This window comes from Streptomyces sp. NPDC093221, from assembly GCF_044753885.1.
GTDB lineage: Bacteria > Actinomycetota > Actinomycetes > Streptomycetales > Streptomycetaceae > Actinacidiphila.
Map to the genome: position 1 here is coordinate 209,715 of NZ_JBIVOA010000004.1, position 15,548 is coordinate 225,262.

Sequence of the window (15,548 nt, forward strand, 5' to 3'; positions counted from 1 at the left end):
CCCAGGAAAGGCGCGTTGAACGTCCGTATCGGGCACGAAAGGTCGGAGGGGATGATTCAGATAGTGTCAGGCATCGTCAAATATCTCGGCTGACAATCGGCCCCAGCGTTCGGCCGGACGCGCCGCCGCTCGGCCGACTATTCTCGACAGCGGCAGCGTCGCCGCTCATCGCGCCCGTCCGCGACAGCGCTGCCGTACCTTCGCGGCGCCTCCGCCGAATCGACGCCTCCCGACGCCTCCCGATGCCTCTCGACGCCTCTCGACGCTTTACCGACAGGAGACAAGCCGGTGCGGAAGACCGAAACGACCTTCACCGCGGGGGATTTAGCCCCGTCACACGTCCTGACCACGATGACCGGGGAGACCGTCGCCGTTCCCGAGGCCGGATATCCGGTGCACCTGCAATTCCGGCGGTTCGCGGGATGCCCGGTCTGCAATCTGCACCTGCGCTCCTTCGTCCGGCGGGCCGACGAGATCAGGGGCGCCGGAATCCACGAGGTCGTGGTCTTCCACGCCCCCGACGAGGAACTGCTCAAGTACGAGGCCGAGTTGCCGTTCGCCGTGGTGGGCGACCCGGACAAGACGCTCTACCGCGAGTTCGGGGTCGAGACCTCGATCCGCGCGGTGGCCGATCCGCGGGTCTGGCCCGCCATCGCGCGCGCGGTCGGCAGCTCGATGTGGGGCACGGTCCGGCGCCGCAACCGTATGGCCCCGGTCGTGCCGACCGGCGGCAGCCTCGGCCTGCCCGCCGACTTCCTGATCGCCCCGGACGGCCGGATCGTCGCGGCGAAGTACGGCGAGCACGCGTACGACCAGTGGTCGGTGGACGAACTGCTCGCGCACGCGGCGCAGGCGGCGGCCACCGCGCCGGCCGACCCCACCGAGGCCCCGGCCTGACGGCCGTCGCGCCACGGTCAGGCCGGGTCCCCACGGCGCCGGGCGTGTCCGCTCGGCACGGCGAGCGGCGCGCCCGCCGCACCTGAGGCCGTACGACCCGGCCGGCTCCCGTCGTACCGCCCGCCCACGGCACCTCCCGCGCCCTCACGCCGACAGTGCCCGCACCGCCTCCCCGATCTCCTCCGGGGCGCAGGCCGTGGCCAGCACGTCCAGGGACAGGCCGAGCGCCGCCGCCAGGGCGACCACGGTGAAGAAGGCCGGGGTCGGGGCCCGGCCGGTCTCGATCTTGCGCAGGGTCTCCGCGGAGACCCCGGCCGCCGCCGCCACGTCCACCATGCTGCGGTCGCCGCGGGCGTCGCGGAGCAGTGCGCCGAAGCGTTCGCCGCGGGCGCGCTCCTCGGGGGTCAGGGGTGTTCTCACCATGCCCGTGATACTAATACCGGTATAAGTATTGGGCGAGGCCGCGGCCGGAAGGAGTCCGGTCGCCCGCACGACGAGGAGTCACAGCACATGGTGGAGATCAAGACCGACGCGGCGCTCGACGCGATGCGCGAGGCGGGGCGCGTCGTGGCGCAGGCGCTCGCCGCCGCACGGGAGGCGGCGGCCGTCGGCGTATCGCTTCGGGACCTGGACGCGGCGGCCCACGCCGTCCTGGACAAGGCGGGCGCCACGTCACCCTTCCTCGGCTACCAGCCGTCCTTCGCCCCCTCCCCCTTCCCCGCGGTGATCTGCGCGTCGGTGAACGACGCGCTCGTGCACGGCATCCCCACCGACTACCGGCTGCGCGACGGCGACCTGGTGAGCATCGACTGCGGCGCGGTGCTCGACGGCTGGGCGGGCGACGCCGCGGTCAGCTTCATCGTGGGCACGCCCCGGCCCGAGGACGTGGAGCTGATCGCCGCCACCCAGCGCGCCCTGGACGCGGGCATCGCGGCGGCCGTCGTCGGCCACCGCCTCGGCGACATCTCGCACGCGGTCGGCGCGGTGGCGCGCACGGCGCGCTGCGGCATGCCCACCGACTTCGGCGGCCACGGCATCGGCCGCCAGATGCACGAGGACCCGCACGTGCCCAACCGCGGGCGGCCGGGGCGCGGCTTCCCGCTCCGCCACGGGCTCGTCCTCGCGATCGAGCCGATGCTGATGTCCGGCGGGCGCGACGAATACCGTACGGACCCGGACGGCTGGACGCTGCGCACGGTCGACGGGAGCCGCGCCGCGCACATCGAGCACACCGTCGCGATCACCGAGCAGGGCCCGCGCGTCCTCACGCTCGTCTGATCCGTCCCGGGCGCCGCCGCCCGCCCGCGGTCCACCCGTCGGCCGCCCGCCGCTCGCACGTCCGGCGCACGCCGCGTGCCCCGCGGGCCGCCCGTTGCCTGCCCGTCGTCCGAAACGGGCACTTCCACGGGCCGTATGGCCAACCACCACACCACCTGATCGCCAACACACCCTCTGAACTGGCACTCTTGCCGACCGGTCCGGGCAACACCGGGCAGTTTGTTGTCCGTTATGGGCCGGTCCCTGTCAAAGTGGCGTTGGTATAACTCTTCCACGGGCAAAACCGGGCACGCCTTGCCCGGACCGGCGAAGAGACAGGTGGTGACCGTGAGAGCACAAGAACGCCAACATCGGATCCTCGCGCTCGCGCGCCACCAGGGTCAGGTCGAGGTCACCGTGATGGCCGCCGATCTCAAGGTGGCGCCGGAGACCATCCGCCGCGATCTGGGCGTACTGGAGAGCCGCGGTCTGGTCCGCAGGACGTACGGCGGCGCCTATCCCGTCGAGGGCGCGGGGTTCGAGACCGACCTCGCCCAGCGGGTGACGCTGCACGTCGCCGACAAGCGACGGATCGCGGCCGAGGCGGTCAAGCTGCTCGGCGAGGCGGAGACCGTCTTCGTGGACGAGGGCTACACCCCTCAACTGCTCGCCGCGCTGCTGCCCAGCGACCGGCCGCTGACGGTGGTCACCGCGTCGTTGACCACCGCGGCGGCCGTCGCGGACTCCGCCAACACCACTGTGCTGCTGCTCGGTGGCCGTGTCCGGGCCCGGACGCTGGCCACCGTCGGCTCCTGGGCCTGCGACATGCTCGCGGGCTTCGTCATCGACCTGGCCTTCGTCGGGTCGAACGGCATCTCCCGCGAACTCGGCCTGACCACACCGGATCCCGTGGTCGCCGACGTCAAGGCCAAGGCGCTGGAGGTCTCCCGGCGCCGGATCTTCATGGGCCACCACAGCAAATTCGGCGCGAGCAGCTTCTGCCGCTTCGCCCAGGTCGGCGACTTCGAGGCGATCGTCACCGACACCGGTCTGTCCAGCGCCGAGGCGCACCGCTACGCACTTCTGGGACCCCGCGTCTTCAGAGTCTGACCCGCGGGCCCGCCCCGCGCCGCTCCCCCCTTCCCCTCCCCCCACCTCCCCCGCGATCTCCGAGCTCCCCGCAGGCCCCGCCCCCCCCCGCAGTCCCGGCGCTCCCCCGCCTTCCGCACCTCCCCGGTACGCCGATCCGGGCTACCCCCTGCCCTCCCGCACCACGACTCCCGCTCCACCCACCCTCATCCCCGGTCATGAAAGGGACGAATCATGACACCGAGAACGAGAAGCCTTCCCCGCCTGCTGCCCCCGCTCGCCCTCGCCGTCTGCGGCACCCTGCTCGCGGCCTGTTCCGGCGCCGGCGGCTCCGGCGGAAGCTCCGGCGGTCACTCCATCAACGTACTGATGGTCAACAACCCGCAGATGGAGGACCTTCAAAAGCTCACCGCCGCCAACTTCACCAAGTCCACCGGTATCAAGGTCAATTTCACGGTGCTGCCCGAGAACGACGTCCGGGACAAGATCACCCAGGACTTCTCCAGCCAGGCCGGCCAGTACGACGTCGCGACCATCAGCAACTACGAGACGCCGATCTACGCCAAGAACGGCTGGCTCGCCCCGCTCACCGCGCACACCAAGTCCGACACGGCCTTCGCGCAGAGCGACATCCTGCCCGCGCTCCAGCAGTCGCTGACGTACAAGAACGACATCTACGCCGAGCCCTTCTACGGCGAGTCGTCGTTCCTGATGTACCGCAAGGACGTCTTCGCGGCGAAGAACCTGACGATGCCCGCCAACCCGACCTGGGCCCAGGTCGCGGACCTCGCCGCGAAGGTCGACGGCGCGCGGTCCGGCATGAAGGGCATCTGCCTGCGCGGCCAGCCAGGCTGGGGCGAGGTCATCGCCCCGCTGACCACCGTGGTCAACACCATGGGCGGCACCTGGTTCGACAAGGACTGGAAGGCCCAGGTCAACAGCCCCGCCTTCACCAAGGCGACGCAGTTCTACGTGGACCTGGTGCGCGCCCACGGTGAGGCCGGAGCCCCGCAGGCCGGGTTCACCGAGTGCCTCAACGACCTGGAGCAGGGCAAGGTCGCCATGTGGTACGACGCGACGTCGGCGGCCGGTTCACTGGAGGCCAAGGACTCACCGGTCGCGGGCAAGCTCGGCTACGCGCCCGCTCCGGTCGACCAGACCAAGAGCTCCGGCTGGCTCTACACCTGGGCCTGGGGCCTGCAGAAGGCCAGCAAGCACCAGGACGACGCCTGGAAGTTCATCTCGTGGGCCTCGGGCAAGGGCTACGAGGAACTGGTCGGCAAGCAACTGGGCTGGTCGCGGGTCCCGGCCGGCAAGCGCACCTCCACGTACCAGAATCCGGACTACGTCGCCTCCGCCTCGGCGTTCGCCAAGGCCACCGAGACCGCGCTCGAGGCGGCCAACCCGACGAACCCGGGCATCCAGCCGCGGCCCGCGCCCGGCATCCAGTTCGTCGGCATCCCCGAGTTCACCGATCTGGGCACCCAGGTCTCGCAGCAGATCAGCTCCGCCATCGCGGGCCAGACCAGCGTGAAGAGCGCCTTGTCCGCGAGCCAGAAGCTCGCAGAGAAGGTCGCCGACAAGTACGCGGGGAACTGACCGCCACCGCCCCACCCGACGGTCCCGGCCGCCCCCGGCCCCCCGCACGACGGGGCCGGGCGGCGGGCCCGGGGCGCGAAGCGGAGAGAGACGACTGACACCATGAGCACCCCATCCCTCACCAGACGCATCCGCGCGCCGCAGACCGAGCAAGAGCCTGCGCCGCCCGCCGCGCGCCGGTCCCCCGGCGCCTGGGTCCGACGGGCCCCGCTGCTGCCGGCCCTGGTCTTCATGATCGTGATCACCCAACTGCCGTTCGTCGGCACCCTGGTGATCTCGTTCATGCGGTGGAACGCACTCGACCCCGGTGACCGCGGTTTCGCCGGCCTCCAGAACTACAAGGAAGAGTTCACCGACCCGCAACTGCGCCACGCCCTGACCACCACGGTCGTGCTGACCGTCTCCGTGGTCCTGGTCAGCCTGCTGCTCGGCCTCGGCCTCGCGCTGCTGCTCGACCGGAAGTTCCTCGGCCGGGGCATCGTGCGCACCATGCTCATCACGCCGTTCCTGGTGGTACCGGTGGCGTCCGCGCTGCTGTGGAAGCACGCGCTGTACAACGCGTCGTACGGCCTGATCAACGGCTCGCTCAACTGGCTGTGGAAGCTGTTCGGCAGCGACAACGCGCCGCAGCCGGACTGGCTGTCCACCCACCCGCTGCTGGCCGTCGAGGCGTCGCTGGTGTGGCAGTGGACGCCGTTCATGATGCTGATCCTGCTCGCCGGGCTCCAGAGCCGGCCGATGGACATCGCCGAGGCGGCGCGGGTGGACGGCGCGGGCACCTGGCAGATCTTCCGCTATCTGACCTTTCCGTACCTGCGCCGCTATCTCGAACTGGCGGCCCTGCTCGGGTCGGTGTACGTGGTGCAGAACTTCGACGCCGTGTTCACCATCACCTCCGGCGGTCTCGGCACCGCCAACCTCCCCTACACCGTCTACACGACCTTCTACCAGGCGCACGACTACGGGCAGGCGTCCGCCGCGGGCGTCATCGTGGTCATCCTGTCGATCATCGTGGCCACCTTCGCGCTGCGCACCGTCTCGTCGCTGTTCCGAGAGGAGACCCGGTGATGGCTACCGTCTCCGTGACCACCGCCCGCCGCCGTACGGCACCCGCCGCCCGCAAGGAGCGGCGCAACCGCTCACTGCTCGGCCTGCTGGCCTGGCTGTGCGGGATCGTCTTCTTCCTGCCCTTCGCGTGGATGGTGCTCACCTCCTTCCACAGCGAGCAGGACGCGGCGACCAACCCGCCGAAGCTCGGGGCGTCACTGACGCTCCACGGCTACCGGGAGTTCTTCGGCTCCGGCACCGGCGTCAGCCCGTGGCCGCCGCTGGTCAACTCCCTGACAGCGGCGGCGGTTTCCACCGCCCTCGTACTGGTGCTGTCCTTCCCCGCCGCCTACGCGCTGTCGATCAAGCCGGTGCGCAAGTGGACCGACGTGATGTTCTTCTTCCTGTCGACCAAGATGCTGCCCGCCGTCGCGGGCCTGCTGCCGGTCTATCTGATCGCGAAGAACGCCGGTCTGCTGGACAACATCTGGCTGCTGATCCTGCTCTACACCTCGATGAATCTGCCGATCGCGGTGTGGATGATGCGCTCGTTCCTCGCCGAGGTCCCGGTGGAGATCCTGGAGGCCGCCTCGATCGACGGCGCGGGCCTGCCGACCATCCTGGTACGGATCATCGCCCCGGTCGTCACCCCGGGGATCGCCGCGACCGCGCTGATCTCGTTCATCTTCAGTTGGAACGAACTGCTCTTCGCGCGGGTGCTGACCGGTGTGGTGGCCGGTACCGCGCCGGTGTTCCTCACCGGATTCGTCACCAGCCAGGGCCTGTTCCTCGCCAAGGTGTGCGCCGCCGCCGTCTGTATATCCCTGCCGGTACTGGCCGCCGGATTCGCCGCCCAGGACAAGCTCGTCCAGGGCCTCTCTCTTGGAGCCGTCAAGTGAAAGCAGCCGTCATCAGCTCCCCCGGTGTCGTCGGCATCGAGACCGTCGACGACCCGGCGCCCGGCCCCCGGGACGTCGTGGTCCAGGTCGCGGCCTGCGGTCTGTGCGGCACCGATCTGCACATCCTCCAGGGCGAGTTCGCCCCGACCCTGCCGATCGTGCCGGGGCACGAATTCGCCGGTGAGATCGTCGCCGTGGGCTCCGAGGTCCGCGAGCTGGCCGTGGGCGACCAGGTGGCGGTCGACCCGTCGCTGTACTGCCACGAGTGCCACTACTGCCGGATCGGGCGGAGCAATCTGTGCGAGCGGTGGGCCGCGATCGGCGTGACCGTCCCCGGCGGCGCCGCCGAATTCGCCGTCGCCCCGGTCGCCAACTGCGTCAAACTCCCCGAGCACATACGGACGGTGGACGCGGCGCTGATCGAACCGCTGTCCTGCGCCGTACGCGGCTACGACATCCTGCGCAGCCAACTGGCCAGCCACGTACTGATCTACGGCTCCGGCACCATGGGCCTGATGATGCTGGAGCTGGCCAAGCGGACCGGCGCCGCGACCGTCGACGTCGTCGACATCAACGAGGAGCGGCTGACCACGGCCACGGCGCTGGGCTGCTCGCGGGTGGCGACCAACGCGGACGAGATCGCCCGCCCGCGCGGCTGGGACGTCGTGATCGACGCGACCGGCAACGCGCAGGCCATCCAGGACGCGCTGGACCGGGTCGGCAAGGGCGGCACCTTCCTCCAGTTCGGCGTGGCCGACTACGCCGCGCGCGCGACGATCGAGCCGTACCGCATCTACAACCAGGAGATCACGATCACCGGCTCGATGGCCGTCCTGCACAGCTACGAGCGGGCCGCCGAGCTGTTCGCGGGCGGGGTGCTCGACCCGGAGGTCTTCATCAGCGACCGGCTGCCGCTGGTCGACTACGCGTCGGCGCTCGAGCGGTTCAAGGCAGGCAAGGGCCGGAAGATCCAGGTGGTGCCCTGAGCCCTGCGGGCGCCGCGGCCGTGTCCGCCGGGGAAGCCGATTGTGACCCGGCCGCGGACTTCGACAGGATGGGGCCATGACCGAGATCCGCACGCCCCGCCTGGTCCTGCGCCGCTGGCGCGAGGACGACATCGCGCCGATGGCCGAGATCAACGCCGACCCGGAGGTCATGCGCTACATCGGCGACGGGCTGCCCCGCGACCTGGAGCAGACCGCGGAGTCCATCGAGCGGTGGGAGGAGGAGTGGGACGACGAGGGCTTCGGCCTCTTCGCCGTCGAACTCCTCGCCTCGGGCGAACTGGCCGGGTTCACGGGGCTGTCCGTGCCCACGTTCCTGCCCGAGGTACTGCCCGCGGTGGAGATCGGCTGGCGGCTCGGCCGCCAGTTCTGGGGGCAGGGTTACGCGTCGGAGGCCGCTCACGCCACCTTGGAGTTCGCCCTCCAGGACCGCGGCCTCGACCGCGTGATCAGCATCGCGCAGCTCGGCAACGACGCCTCCGAGAACGTGATGCGCAAGCTCGGCATGGTCCCGGACCGCACGACGACCCACCCGGTGTCCGGCCGCCCGGTGCGGGTGCACGCGATCGACCTGACCGAATACCGGGCCTGAGCCGCGGAGGACCGGGCCCGGATCGGTCGGCCGACCCGTCGGCCAGGTCGGCCCGCCGGTCGGCCAGTCGGTCAGTCGGTCCGCCGGCCTGTCGGCCTGTCGGCCTGTCGGGGAGCGACGCTGATCACATGGACACGTCACAGGCTTTTCACTAAGGTTTGCCTTGCCTAAGGCAAACCGTGTGTTTTTCCCTGCCTGCGCACCTGTCGTCGTCTTCGCCCCTTTCCCGCCCGTGGAGTTGTTGACCCATGCCTGCCGTGCCCAGAGCCTCCGCTGTCGCCCTGCTCTCCCTGGTCGTCCTCGGCACGGCCGCCGTCACCGGCTGCGCGAAGAAGAACGACGCCTCGTCCGACGGCGCGATACGGGTGGACGCGGCCGACAGCTCCTGCAAGGTCTCGCGCACGGAGTTCCCCGCCGGTTCCGTCAGCCTGGACGTGCACAACAAGGGCTCCAAGGTCACCGAGGTCTACGTCTACGCGCCGGGCGACCGCATCGTCACCGAGCGGGAGAACATCGGCCCCGGCACCAGCGCCACCATCACCGCGCAGATCAAGGCGGGCACGTACGAGGTGGCCTGCAAGCCGGGCATGAAGGGCGACGGCATCCGGCAGAAGATCACCGTGACCGGCGCCAACGCGCCCAAGCCCGGTGACCCGCGGCTCGACGAGGCCGTCGCCTCGTACCGCAAGTACGCGCAGGAGCAGGCCGACCTGACGATCCCGCTGGTGCAGAAGTTCGCCGACGCGATCAAGGCCGGTGACGTGGCCGCGGCCAAGGCCGCCTTCGCCCCGTCGCGGGTCGGCTGGGAGCGCACCGAGCCGGTCGCCGAGAGCTTCGGTGACATCGACCCGAAGACCGACACCCGCGAGGACGGTCTGGAGGACGGCCAGAAGTGGACCGGCTGGCACCGGCTGGAGAAGGCGCTGTGGGCCGACGGCAAGCTGACCCCCGAGGACAGCACCCTCGCCGACGCGCTGGTGGCCGACCTCAAGGACTGGCAGAAGCGGGTCGGCACCGCCGACATCACGCCGACCAGCATGGCCAACGGCGCCAAGGAGCTGCTGGACGAGGTCGCCACCGGCAAGGTCACCGGTGAGGAGGACCGCTACAGCCACACCGACCTGTCGGACTTCGACGCGAACGTGGCGGGTGCCCGCAAGGCGTACGAGCTGCTGAAGCCGGTCGCCGCCGAGAAGGACCCGGCGCTGTCCAAGACCCTGGACACCGAATTCGCCGACATCCAGACGCTGCTGGACAAGTACCGGCAGGGCGACGGCTTCGTCTCGTACGACAAGGTCACCGAGAAGGAGCGCAAGGCGTTCTCCGACGCGGTCAACTCGCTCGCCGAGCCGCTGTCCAAGCTCGCCGCGGCTGTCGCACCCGCCAAGTAACCCTCGGCGCCCGGCTGCCCGGGCGCCGAAACCGCAGCTCACCGAGCCGTGGCACTCCCGCACAGGGAGGGTCACGGCTGCGGTACGCACGACGCAGAACCGATAGAAGGGCCACCGTTCATGGACGAAGCAGCCGGTACCGGCGGCACCGAGTCCACCCCCGCAGACCCCGAGGGCGCCGAGCCCGCCTCGACCGCCCCACAGGGCACGACCGCGGACACGAGCACGGATACCGACACGAGCACGAGCACCGACACATCCGCGGACGACCGTACCCACCGGGCGCTCAGCCGCCGCGCGGTCATGGGCTGGGCCGGTGCCGGACTCGCCCTCGGCGCGGCGGGCGGCGGCTCGGTCGCGGCGGCGGTGACCAGCGGTACGAACGGCGGCTCCGCGTCCTCCGACGGCTCCGTCCCCTTCTACGGTGAGCACCAGGCGGGCATCGCCACCCCCGTTCAGGACCGGCTGCACTTCGCGGCGTTCGACGTCCTCACCGACGACAAGGCGGAACTGGCCGCGCTGCTCAAGGAGTGGACGAGCGCCGCCGCCGCGATGACGGCGGGACGCGAGGTCGGCACGGGCGCGGTGGACGGGCCGGCCGAGGCGCCGCCGGACGACACCGGTGAGGCGCTGGGCCTGCCCGCCTCCCGGCTGACCCTCACGGTCGGCTTCGGCCCGAGTCTGTTCGAGCAGGTCGCCGAGGACGGCACGCGCACCGACCGGTTCGGTCTGCGGGCCCGGCGCCCTGCGGCGCTGATCGACCTGCCGCATTTCCCCGGCGACAATCTCGACCCGGCCCGCAGCGGCGGCGACCTGTGCGTCCAGGCGTGCGCGGACGATCCGCAGGTCGCGGTGCACGCGATCCGCAATCTCGCCAGGATCGGCATGGGCAAGGTGTCGGTGCGCTGGTCGCAGCTCGGCTTCGGCAAGACGTCCTCGACGACGCCGGACGCGCAGACGCCGCGCAATCTGATGGGCTTCAAGGACGGCACGCACAATGTGTCGGGCACCGACACATCGACGCTGGACAGCCATGTGTGGGCGGGGCCGGGGGACGGTCCCGACTGGATGACCGGCGGCTCGTACCTGGTCGCGCGCCGGATCCGTATGCATATCGAGACCTGGGACCGCGAGGGCCTCCAGGCGCAGGAGGACGTGTTCGGCCGCACCAAGGGCGAGGGCGCGCCGTACGGCAAGCAGCGCGAGCGCGACACGCCCGACCTCGGGCTGATGCCGAAGGACGCGCATGTACGCCTGGCCCATCCGGACAGCAACGCCGGGCAGATGATCCTGCGCCGCGGCTTCTCCTTCACCGACGGCTCGGACGGTCTGGGGCGGCTGGACGCGGGTCTGTTCTTCCTCGCGTACCAGCGCGACACACGTAAGGCGTTCGTCCCGTTGCAGCGGCGGCTCGCCGCGAGCGACGCGCTCAACGAGTACATCCAGCACGTCGGTTCCGCGCACTTCGCCTGCCCGCCCGGCGTCCGGAAATCCGGCGAATGGTGGGGGCAGTCCCTGCTCGGCTGACCCCGCCCCTCCCCCCGACCAGCGTCCCACCCGTCCCGGCCCCTGGAGTACCGCCGTGTTCGCCAACTATCTGATCGGCCTGCGAGAGGGCCTGGAAGCCAGCCTGATCGTCTGCATCCTGATCGCCTACCTGGTCAAGTCGGAGCGGCGCGAGAGCCTGCCGCCGGTCTGGACCGGCATCGGCGCCGCCGTGCTGCTGAGCTTCGGCTTCGGCGCGCTGCTCCAGTTCGGTTCGTCGGAGCTGACCTTCAAGGCCCAGGAGGCGCTGGGCGGTTCGCTGTCCATCATCGCGGTCGCGCTGGTCACCTGGATGGTGTTCTGGATGCGCCGCACCGCGCGGCATCTGAAGGCCGAGCTGCACGGCAAGCTGGACGCCGCGCTCGCGATGGGCACGACCGCGCTGGTCGTCACGGCCTTCCTGTCCGTCGGCCGCGAGGGCCTGGAGACGGCGCTGTTCGTGTGGACGGCCGTGCAGTCGAGCGACGACGGCGTCCGTCCGCTGATCGGCGCGATGCTCGGTCTGGTCACCGCCGTGATCCTGGGCTGGCTGTTCTACCGGGGCGCGGTGCGGATCAATCTGGCGAAGTTCTTCACCTGGACCGGTGCCATGCTGGTCGTGGTCGCGGCCGGTGTGCTCGCGTACGGTCTGCACGACCTCCAGGAGGCGGGCTGGATCGGCGGCCTGAACAGCCTGGCCTTCGACATCAGCTCCACGATCCCGCCGGACAGCTGGTACGGCACCCTGCTCAAGGGCGTCTTCAACTTCCAGCCGGACCCGACGGTGCTCCAGGTCTGCGCCTGGGGCGTCTACCTCGTGCCCACGCTGTACTTCTTCTTCCGCCGCTCCGGCGGTCGCCCCGCCCCGGCCGCGCGGGTCTCCCCCGAGCCGTCGCAGCCGGAGACCGCGCGCTGACCTGAGGCACCGGCCCGCTCCGGGACCGCGCGCTGAACTCAGGCCCCGGCCCGCTCCGAGACCGCGCGCTGACCTGAGGCACCGGCCCGCTTCGGGACCGCGTGCGGTCCCGTGGCCGGGGCCCGCGCACGGCCGACGGACGTCACCGGTGGCCGCGGATCGTGTGCGGGACGTAAGGCGCTTCGAGACGGGCGATCTCGTCGTCGGTGAGGGTCACCTCGACCGCGCCGACGGCGTCGTCCACGTGGGCGAGCTTGGTGGCGCCGACGATGGGGGCGGTCACGGCCGGTCGGCTGAGCAGCCAGGCGAGCGCGATCCGGGCCATGGGCACGCCGCGTTCGTCCGCGACGGCGCGGACGGCGTCGACCACGTCGAAGTCGGCCTCGGTGTACAGCTCGTCGGCGTAGGCGTCGCTGCCGGAGCGTACGGTCCTGCGCTCGCCGTCCCTGCCGCGTGATCCGGCGAGCAGGCCGCGGGCCAGCGGGCTCCAGGGGATGGCGCCGACGCCCTGCTCCCGGCAGAGCGGGATCATCTCCCGCTCCTCCTCGCGGTAGACGAGGTTGTAGTGGTTCTGCATCGACACGAAGCGCGGCTGTCCCGCCGCCTTCGCCGTGTACTGGGCGGTGGCGAACTGGTATGCGAACATGCTGGACGCGCCGATGTAGCGGGCCTTGCCCGAGCGGACGACATCGGCGAGCGCCTCCATCGTCTCCTCGATGGGGGTCTCGTAGTCCCAGCGGTGAATCTGGTAGAGGTCCACGTGGTCGGTGCCGAGCCTGTGCAGTGAAGCGTCGATGCCCGCCAGGATGTGCTTGCGGGACAGCCCTCCGTCGTTGGGGCCCGGTCCCATCGGCAGGCAGACCTTGGTGGCGAGCACGTAGTCGTCGCGGTGGGCGAAGAGCTTGCTCAGCAGCCGTCCGGTGATCTCCTCGCTGCGGCCGAGCGAGTACATGTCGGCGGTGTCGAAGAACGTCACACCGCCCTCGACGGCCCGCCGCACCAGAGGCTCGGACGCTTCCTCGTCGAGCATCCACGCCCGGTTGGCCGGGTCGCCGTAGCTCATCATCCCCAGGGCGATCCGTGACACCTTCAGGCCCGTCGTGCCCAGCCGGGTGTACTCCATGCCGTCTCCTCGCGTCGTGGTCCCCTTGTCCACGGGTACCCCGGCCGACCCGGATCAATATTGCTGTTCCGGCAACAATGTTTGCCGCCCGCACGCCAGGTGTCCGATGCTCCGTGCTCGGAGGTGGTCACCATGACCGACAAGGTGAGCGGGAACGGAAACGGGCAGGCGGCGGCGCGTCCGGAGGCGGCCGACGAGCGACGCTTCGACGTCGTGGTGGTCGGCGGCGGGGCGGCCGGGCTGAGCGCGGCCCTGACGCTGGGCCGGGCGCGCCGCTCGGTGCTGGTGATCGACGCGGGCGAGCCGCGCAACGCGCCCGCCGACGGCATCCACAACTATCTGGGCCGCGAGGGCGCGAAGCCCGCGGAGCTGCTGGCCACCGGCCGGGAGGAGGTCGCGCGCTACGGCGGTGAGACCGCCGAGGGCCGGGTCGTGTCGGCCGCGCGGCTCGACGGCGGCGGCTTCCGCGTCGGGCTGGACGACGGCTCAGCGGTGCGCGCCGAGCGGCTGCTGCTGGCGACCGGCCTGGTGGACGGGCTGCCCGAGGTGCGGGGGCTGGCCGGGCGGTGGGGGCGCGAGGTGCTGCACTGCCCGTACTGCCACGGCTGGGAGGTGCGCGGCCAGGCGATCGGCGTGCTGGGCACCGGCCCGCTGGCGGTGCACCAGGCGCTGATGTGGCGGCAGTGGAGCCAGGACGTCACCCTCTTCGTGCACACCGCGCCCGAGCCGGACGACGAGCAGTACGAGCGGCTGGCCGCCCGCGGGATCGCCGTGGTCGAGGGCGAGGTGGCCGCCGTGGAGGTGACCGACGACCGGCTCACCGGTATGACACTGGCCGGTGGCCGGGTGATCCCCTGCCAGGCGCTGGTGGTGTCCACCCGCCTGGACGCCAGGACGGATCTGCTGGCGGACCTCGGTCTGACCACGGTCGAGCAGGAGATCGGCGGGGTGCCGATCGGCACCCGCGTCGAGGCCGATCCGACCGGCGCCACCGCCGTGCCGGGCGTCTGGGTCGCCGGCAATGTGGCCTCACCTGTCGAGATCCTCATCGGCGGTGCCACGGCGGGTGTCAGGGCCGCCGCGGCGATCAACGCGGATCTGACCGAGCAGGAGACGCTGGCCGCGGTGGCCGCGCGCCGCGCTTCGGCGGACGCCGCGCCGACCGCGTAGGGCGCGCGGCTCCCAGCGGTACGAGGACGGCACCGAGCGGTACGAGGACGGCTTCCAGCGGTACGAGGACGGCTTCCAGCGGTACGAGGACGGCACCGACCCGTAAGGGAACGACGCGCCGACGCCACCGCGCGGACGACGGCGACACGCCCGTGCGGGCGCGCTCCACGAAGATCACAAAACTCACGAAGGGCAAGGACAGGCCGATGACCGACAACACTCCGGCGACCGAGGAACTCCAGGGCGAGGAGTTCTGGAACGCCCGCTACTCCGGGAGCGAGCGGATCTGGAGCGGCGATCCCAATACGGTCCTGGTCCGCGAGGTGGCCGGGCTGCCCCCCTGCCGGGCGCTCGACCTGGGCTCCGGCGAGGGCGGCGACGCGATCTGGCTCGCCCGGCAGGGCTGGCGGGTCACCGCCACCGACATCTCGGGGGTCGCGCTCGACCGCGCGGCGCGGCACGCCGAGGAGGCGGGCGTCGGCGACCGGATCGACTGGCAGCGGCACGACCTCGGCGTGTCCTTCCCCGAGGGCGCGTTCGACCTCGTCTCGGCCCAATTCCTGCACACCCCGGGCGAGATGCCGCGCGAGGAGATCCTGCGGACAGCGGCGGCGGCCGTCGCGCCCGGCGGCGTCCTGCTCGTCGTCGGCCACTCGGGCTTCCCCGCCTGGGAGAAGAACCCGCACCCTGAGGTGCATCTGCCCTCGCCGCAGGAGGTGCTGGCCTGCCTCGAACTGCCGGACGGCGCGTGGGAGGTGCTGCTCTGCGCGGAGCACGAGCGGATCCAGAACGACCCCGACGGGCGCCCGACCACGCGTACCGACAACGCCGTGAAGGTCCGCAGGCTCCCCGTGTCCGGCTGACCCGGCGCACGACACGCCGGGCGGCACCCGGACCCGGCACCCGGACCCGGCGCACGACACGCGCGACGCGGGCGGGGTCGCGGACCTCGCGCCTCCCGCCCGCCCGGCGTTCGGCGACACGGGGGGTCTTCACCCCCTGGTCGGCATGGTGTCGGCTATCAGTGGGAACCTGTGCGG

15 protein-coding genes are annotated in these 15,548 nt (G+C 71.3%); 13 read left to right on the forward strand and 2 right to left on the reverse strand.

The window, feature by feature from the left end:
- Positions 1–288 precede the first annotated feature (288 nt).
- Positions 289–897 (forward strand): peroxiredoxin-like family protein, encoded by a 609-nt coding sequence (locus ACIQCJ_RS17825; RefSeq protein ID WP_402711868.1) that lies wholly within the window; start codon positions 289–291, stop codon positions 895–897.
- Positions 898–1,041: 144 nt separating this feature from the next.
- Here the strand turns inward: ACIQCJ_RS17825 and ACIQCJ_RS17830 are convergent, their stop codons facing one another.
- Positions 1,042–1,320 carry a helix-turn-helix transcriptional regulator gene (locus tag ACIQCJ_RS17830; protein WP_355349207.1) on the reverse strand — a complete coding sequence of 93 codons (279 nt, stop codon included), beginning with the start codon at positions 1,318–1,320 and terminating at the stop codon, positions 1,042–1,044.
- An 87-nt stretch (positions 1,321–1,407) separates the two neighbouring features.
- On the opposite strand from ACIQCJ_RS17830, the gene map reads away from it, so the two are divergent.
- From map to efeU, 10 genes are all read left to right on the forward strand, one after another.
- Positions 1,408–2,175 carry a type I methionyl aminopeptidase gene (map, locus tag ACIQCJ_RS17835; protein ID WP_355349210.1) on the forward strand — a complete coding sequence of 256 codons (768 nt, stop codon included), beginning with the start codon at positions 1,408–1,410 and terminating at the stop codon, positions 2,173–2,175.
- A 327-nt stretch (positions 2,176–2,502) separates the two neighbouring features.
- On the forward strand, positions 2,503–3,264 hold the full coding sequence (locus ACIQCJ_RS17840) for a DeoR/GlpR family DNA-binding transcription regulator (RefSeq protein WP_188284604.1): 762 nt from the start codon (positions 2,503–2,505) through the stop codon (positions 3,262–3,264).
- 213 nt (positions 3,265–3,477) lie between these two features.
- Positions 3,478–4,842, forward strand: coding sequence for a sugar ABC transporter substrate-binding protein (locus tag ACIQCJ_RS17845; protein WP_355349214.1), 1,365 nt, complete (start codon positions 3,478–3,480; stop codon positions 4,840–4,842).
- Between the two features lie 102 nt (positions 4,843–4,944).
- On the forward strand, positions 4,945–5,910 hold the full coding sequence (locus tag ACIQCJ_RS17850) for a carbohydrate ABC transporter permease (protein ID WP_402711869.1): 966 nt from the start codon (positions 4,945–4,947) through the stop codon (positions 5,908–5,910).
- Positions 5,910–6,788 carry an ABC transporter permease subunit gene (locus ACIQCJ_RS17855; protein WP_391049820.1) on the forward strand — a complete coding sequence of 293 codons (879 nt, stop codon included), beginning with the start codon at positions 5,910–5,912 and terminating at the stop codon, positions 6,786–6,788. The genes ACIQCJ_RS17850 and ACIQCJ_RS17855 overlap by 1 nt, the downstream gene beginning before the upstream one ends.
- Positions 6,785–7,774, forward strand: coding sequence for a zinc-dependent alcohol dehydrogenase family protein (locus tag ACIQCJ_RS17860; RefSeq protein WP_402711870.1), 990 nt, complete (start codon positions 6,785–6,787; stop codon positions 7,772–7,774). The genes ACIQCJ_RS17855 and ACIQCJ_RS17860 overlap by 4 nt, the downstream gene beginning before the upstream one ends.
- A 76-nt stretch (positions 7,775–7,850) precedes the next feature.
- Positions 7,851–8,384, forward strand: a complete 534-nt coding sequence (locus ACIQCJ_RS17865) for a GNAT family N-acetyltransferase (RefSeq protein WP_355349224.1) — start codon at positions 7,851–7,853, stop codon at positions 8,382–8,384.
- 248 nt (positions 8,385–8,632) lie between these two features.
- Positions 8,633–9,775: an iron uptake system protein EfeO gene (gene efeO / locus ACIQCJ_RS17870; RefSeq protein WP_355349227.1), complete on the forward strand. Its 1,143-nt coding sequence runs from the start codon at positions 8,633–8,635 to the stop codon at positions 9,773–9,775.
- Positions 9,776–9,895: 120 nt separating this feature from the next.
- Positions 9,896–11,302, forward strand: coding sequence for an iron uptake transporter deferrochelatase/peroxidase subunit (gene efeB, locus ACIQCJ_RS17875; RefSeq protein ID WP_402711871.1), 1,407 nt, complete (start codon positions 9,896–9,898; stop codon positions 11,300–11,302).
- 55 nt (positions 11,303–11,357) lie between these two features.
- Complete coding sequence (gene efeU / locus ACIQCJ_RS17880) at positions 11,358–12,215, forward strand: iron uptake transporter permease EfeU (RefSeq protein ID WP_355349232.1); 858 nt, start codon at positions 11,358–11,360, stop codon at positions 12,213–12,215.
- Between the two features lie 142 nt (positions 12,216–12,357).
- On the opposite strand, the gene ACIQCJ_RS17885 is transcribed toward efeU, so the two are convergent.
- Positions 12,358–13,338 carry an aldo/keto reductase gene (locus ACIQCJ_RS17885; RefSeq protein WP_402711872.1) on the reverse strand — a complete coding sequence of 327 codons (981 nt, stop codon included), beginning with the start codon at positions 13,336–13,338 and terminating at the stop codon, positions 12,358–12,360.
- Positions 13,339–13,470: 132 nt separating this feature from the next.
- Between ACIQCJ_RS17885 and ACIQCJ_RS17890 the strand changes: the two genes are divergently transcribed.
- Both ACIQCJ_RS17890 and ACIQCJ_RS17895 read left to right on the forward strand, forming a co-directional pair.
- Positions 13,471–14,508 (forward strand): NAD(P)/FAD-dependent oxidoreductase, encoded by a 1,038-nt coding sequence (locus tag ACIQCJ_RS17890; protein ID WP_402711873.1) that lies wholly within the window; start codon positions 13,471–13,473, stop codon positions 14,506–14,508.
- Between the two features lie 206 nt (positions 14,509–14,714).
- Entirely contained in the window at positions 14,715–15,371 is a 657-nt protein-coding gene (locus ACIQCJ_RS17895; RefSeq protein ID WP_401853686.1) for an SAM-dependent methyltransferase, read from the forward strand.
- Positions 15,372–15,548: the final 177 nt, after the last annotated feature.

Bases quoted from the DNA above. Each gene is read 5' to 3' on its own strand.
- efeB (WP_402711871.1), top strand. From the start codon at position 9,896: ATGGACGAAGCAGCCGGTACCGGCGGCACCGAGTCCACCCCCGCAGAC.
- ACIQCJ_RS17855 (WP_391049820.1), top strand. From the start codon at position 5,910: ATGGCTACCGTCTCCGTGACCACCGCCCGCCGCCGTACGGCACCCGCC.
- ACIQCJ_RS17850 (WP_402711869.1), top strand. From the start codon at position 4,945: ATGAGCACCCCATCCCTCACCAGACGCATCCGCGCGCCGCAGACCGAG.
- ACIQCJ_RS17830 (WP_355349207.1), bottom strand. From the start codon at position 1,320: ATGGTGAGAACACCCCTGACCCCCGAGGAGCGCGCCCGCGGCGAACGC.
- ACIQCJ_RS17890 (WP_402711873.1), top strand. From the start codon at position 13,471: ATGACCGACAAGGTGAGCGGGAACGGAAACGGGCAGGCGGCGGCGCGT.
- map (WP_355349210.1), top strand. From the start codon at position 1,408: ATGGTGGAGATCAAGACCGACGCGGCGCTCGACGCGATGCGCGAGGCG.
- ACIQCJ_RS17845 (WP_355349214.1), top strand. From the start codon at position 3,478: ATGACACCGAGAACGAGAAGCCTTCCCCGCCTGCTGCCCCCGCTCGCC.
- ACIQCJ_RS17885 (WP_402711872.1), bottom strand. From the start codon at position 13,338: ATGGAGTACACCCGGCTGGGCACGACGGGCCTGAAGGTGTCACGGATC.
- efeO (WP_355349227.1), top strand. From the start codon at position 8,633: ATGCCTGCCGTGCCCAGAGCCTCCGCTGTCGCCCTGCTCTCCCTGGTC.
- ACIQCJ_RS17895 (WP_401853686.1), top strand. From the start codon at position 14,715: ATGACCGACAACACTCCGGCGACCGAGGAACTCCAGGGCGAGGAGTTC.
- ACIQCJ_RS17865 (WP_355349224.1), top strand. From the start codon at position 7,851: ATGACCGAGATCCGCACGCCCCGCCTGGTCCTGCGCCGCTGGCGCGAG.